The 3,582-nt window shown below is 65.8% G+C and carries 4 protein-coding genes; 3 read left to right on the top strand and 1 reads right to left on the bottom strand.

Annotated features, from left to right (window positions below; translation table 11 throughout):
• The 3 genes from LCM4576_RS31680 to LCM4576_RS31670 form a co-directional block, all read left to right on the top strand.
• Window positions 1-313 (top strand): sigma-70 family RNA polymerase sigma factor (locus LCM4576_RS31680; protein ID WP_116398056.1); only part of this gene is annotated, 313 nt, incomplete at its 5' end.
• A complete protein-coding gene (locus LCM4576_RS31675) occupies window positions 300-1,226 on the top strand; it encodes an anti-sigma factor (RefSeq protein ID WP_071036279.1) in 927 nt (308 codons plus the stop codon). The genes LCM4576_RS31680 and LCM4576_RS31675, both read left to right, overlap by 14 nt.
• A gap of 138 nt (window positions 1,227-1,364) precedes the next feature.
• Entirely contained in the window at window positions 1,365-2,252 is an 888-nt protein-coding gene (locus LCM4576_RS31670; protein WP_071036278.1) for an adenylate/guanylate cyclase domain-containing protein, read from the top strand.
• Window positions 2,253-2,351: 99 nt separating this feature from the next.
• Here the strand turns inward: LCM4576_RS31670 and LCM4576_RS31665 are convergent, their stop codons facing one another.
• Window positions 2,352-3,455 (bottom strand): ROK family transcriptional regulator, encoded by a 1,104-nt coding sequence (locus LCM4576_RS31665; protein WP_244508503.1) that lies wholly within the window; start codon window positions 3,453-3,455, stop codon window positions 2,352-2,354.
• Window positions 3,456-3,582 lie beyond the last annotated feature (127 nt).

Raw genomic sequence — 3,582 nt, 5'->3', positions numbered from 1 at the left:
GAACCGTCCGCGCAGCGTGGTGGCGGTCGGCGACCTCGCCGATCTCGACGACGTCTCGCCGCCGCCCGACTCCGATGCCGACAGCCCGGAGGCTGCACTGATCGCCAAGGCGAATTCGGCGGCGGTTGAAGCGGCGATCGCCAGGCTGCCGCAAGCCTTCCGCGAAACGGTGGTGCTGCGCGACATCAACGGTCTCAGCTACCGCGAGATCGCCACCATGCTCGGCGTGCCGCAAGGCACGGTGATGTCGCGCCTGGCGCGGGCCCGCGGCCTGTTGATGACGGAACTTGGAGGGCGCCATGAGCCCGCATGAAATTAGCCCGCATGAGGATGGATTGCCGCAAGACCCGCAGGATATGAAGCTAATGATCCACGCTCTTGTCGATGGCGAGCTCGACGCCGCGGCCGCTTTGGCGGTCGAGCGGCGCATGGCCGCCGATCCGGAGCTTGCCGCCGAACATGCGCGCCTGGTGGCGCTGCGCGGCGCTCTCGCCAACGTGCAGCGCCCCGTCGTGAGCGACGATTTCCTGGCGCGCATCGYGGCCATCGCCGAGGTCAAAGGCGCCGAGGAGGACGACGTAACCCAGCCCGTAGCCGTGACGGCGGGACCTCAGCAATCCGCGCAACAGCAGCAAGGCAATGTGATCGCCATGYGGCCGCGCGCGGCACGCTGGTTCAACTCCTTCGACTGGCGCCAGATGGCGGCCTCGATCGCGCTGACGGCTGTTCTCGCCAGCGGCGCGACGCAGTGGCTGACGACGGCGGACAACGGGTCCGACAGTTTCGCGGTCGCGGTCGCCAACGGCCATCGCCGCAGCCTGCTGGCGGCGACGCCGGTCGACATCGTCTCGTCCGACCGCCATACGGTGAAGCCGTGGCTCGACGGCCGCATCGGCGTGTCGCCGGCGGCGCCCGACATGGCCAAGGACGGTTATGCGCTGATCGGCGGCCGCGTCGAGGTGATCGGCGACAAGCCGATGCCGGCGCTGGTCTACCGCCATCACGAGCATCTGATCACGCTGGTGGCCGAGCCCCGGCAGAACGAGGCCAAATCGGTGCCGGTGGCGGACGACCTCTCGGCAGGGGGCTTCCTCCTGGTGCATTGGACGGACGATGCCTTCTCCTACTGGGCGATCTCGGACGCCGAACGCCCGGCGCTGGACGATTTCGTCGCGCGTTTCCGCGCGGCGATCATCGCCAATCCGGCGGCCGGCAGCCCAGGCTAGGGAAAGGAAACGTCTTTATCGGSCCTAATCGCGCCGAAACATCTGCCCCGGTTGCGCCGGCCCCTTGGCGTACAAGTGATAAGTCACGGTCGACTTTGGTATGTTATACACGCTGCGTTCCGGGGCGGATACGAGTCGATGGATCAGGAAAGACTTCTGGCCGCAGTCCTCTTGGCCGATGTCGTGGGCAGCGTGCCGCTCTATGAGCGCATCGGCGACGATGCCGCCCTGCGTCAGGTCTCGGATTGTCTCGACGCGATACGCGGGATCGTCGCCCAGCACGGCGGCGACTTCATCTACTCGAAGGGCGATGACGTGCTCAGCCTGTTCGAGACACYGGAGGCGGCGTTGAGGGCCGTCTGCCAGATTGGCAGCGAATTGACGAAAGAGCCCTTGATCGCCCGGATCGGATTGCATTTCGGGGCGGTCATTCGCGCGCGGGGCGCGGTATTCGGCGACGTTGTCAATGTCACCGCGCGGTTGTCCACCACGGCCAACCCCGGGGAGGTCCTGATCAGCCAGAGCTTCTTCGAAGCCCTTTCCGCGGGCAGCCGCGGTAGCTTGCGGCTCCTCGACAAAATGGCCTTCAAGGGAAAGCAGGAACTCTTCGATGTGTATACTCTGGGGGGCGACGATGGGACCCCCGCCACGCACGTCGCCAGCCGTGGCACTTTTGTCGAGAGGCGTTTCGCCCCGCCGCAGATCAATCTGGTCATCCGCTATGGAGATCAGGTGCGACCCTGCCGAAACAACGAACTGGTGACGATCGGCCGATCGCCGGAATGCGATATCGTCGTCCAGCGGCCCTGGGTCTCAAGACACCACGCAACCTTCACCATTTCGAATGGCAAGGCCAGGCTTGTCGAGCGAAGCTCGTCGGGCACATTTGTGTCGATGGGGCCCGGCGATGAAGTATTCGTGCGCCGCGAGGATATCCTCCTCTTCGGCTCCGGCGTTATCTCGCCTGGACGCAGATCGTCCCTCGGCGACGCCCAGATCCTTCACTACGAAATTATCCCGGGCTGACCGGGCCGACTGGGCGGGCGACGTCAAGCGGCCGCACCGCCGGCCCGATATCACCTGCAGGTGTTGCCGCCAGGTAGCGAGACGCGGTGACGATAAATGTTACTCCACCATGAACCGCGAGCTGAAGGGCAGGCCCGCCGCGCCCACCGCCTTGGGCGAACGCTCGATGTTGCCGGCTATGGCGGCTATGCCCGGCATGGCCTGCTCGAGTTCCCGGCAGATCGCCTTGCAGACCGCCTGGGGCGCGTAGGAGGACAGGACGACCGAGGTGATCGGAACGAACTGCTTCAGAGCCGCGATCGACGACTTCATTTGCCCGACYAGCTCGCGCTGCCACGCGATCTCGGCCTCGCCGAATGACGGCCAGTCCGCGCCTCTTTCCCAGAGCTCGGACGTCTGCCTTCCTTGTCTGGTGATYTCCTGTTCGAGCCGCAGGATGCCGACGTCGAAGCTCACCGCGCCGGTGGTGTTGTAGATCTGGTGGTTGAGGACAAGGCGGCTGTGCAGGCGCGCGCCGAGATAGAAGAAAAGATAGTCCGAAAGGTGCTTGGCGACGCCGAACATGCTTTCGCCGCCGGCCGCCGCCGTGATGTCGTTCTGGACGTAGACGGGGTAACCGATCTCCCGTTCGACCTCTTCCTGCAAGGCGTCGAACCGCTCGCGGGCCGCCTTGGGAGTCAGCTCGAGCTCCATCTCGTCGCCCGGCAGGGCAAGGCCGATGCCGGCGATGCGCGAATGCAGATGCTGCGGCAGATCGGCGATGGCCTTGGCGATCGCGCTCATGAATTGCGGATGATTGGTGTCCTGCGCGGCAGCCGAGTACGGCAGCACCGCATGGGATCGGATCGAGCCGACGAAGTCGACGAGCACGACCTCCACCTGCCGGTGCCCGACGCTGATGCCGACGGAATAGGCGCCCTCGGGGTTGAGCGATAGCGGCACTGTCGGCGGYCCGACGCGCCCGCGCTGGGCTTCACCCTTGGCGATCAGCCCTTCCTGCTCGAGCGAACGGACGATAACGGACACCGTCTGCGCCGACAGGCCGGTCCGCTCGCCGATCTCGAGGCGGGTGATATCCTTGCTCTGGAGCAGCAGCGACAGCACGAGGCGCTCGTTGTAGCTGCGCACGCTGACGGCGTTGAGGCCGCTGGCGCGGTCCGCAATTCGCAGCGGGTTGGGCGGCGCAAAGCGCATGTCAGGCATGGTGCGTCCTCTCGCAATCGGTCGTGCGGGACACCCGTATGCCGCGTTTATCGTTCATCCGGCCACCCGATTGCTTCGACCTCGCGGGCCAGCGCACGGCCGAGCAAGGCATGCGCCTGTCCGTTGA

The sequence above is a fragment of the Mesorhizobium sp. LCM 4576 genome (assembly GCF_001854815.1).
Lineage (GTDB): Bacteria > Pseudomonadota > Alphaproteobacteria > Rhizobiales > Rhizobiaceae > Mesorhizobium > Mesorhizobium plurifarium.
Note: the sequence above shows the minus strand (reverse complement) of the source record. Positions and strands in the feature narration are given on the sequence as shown.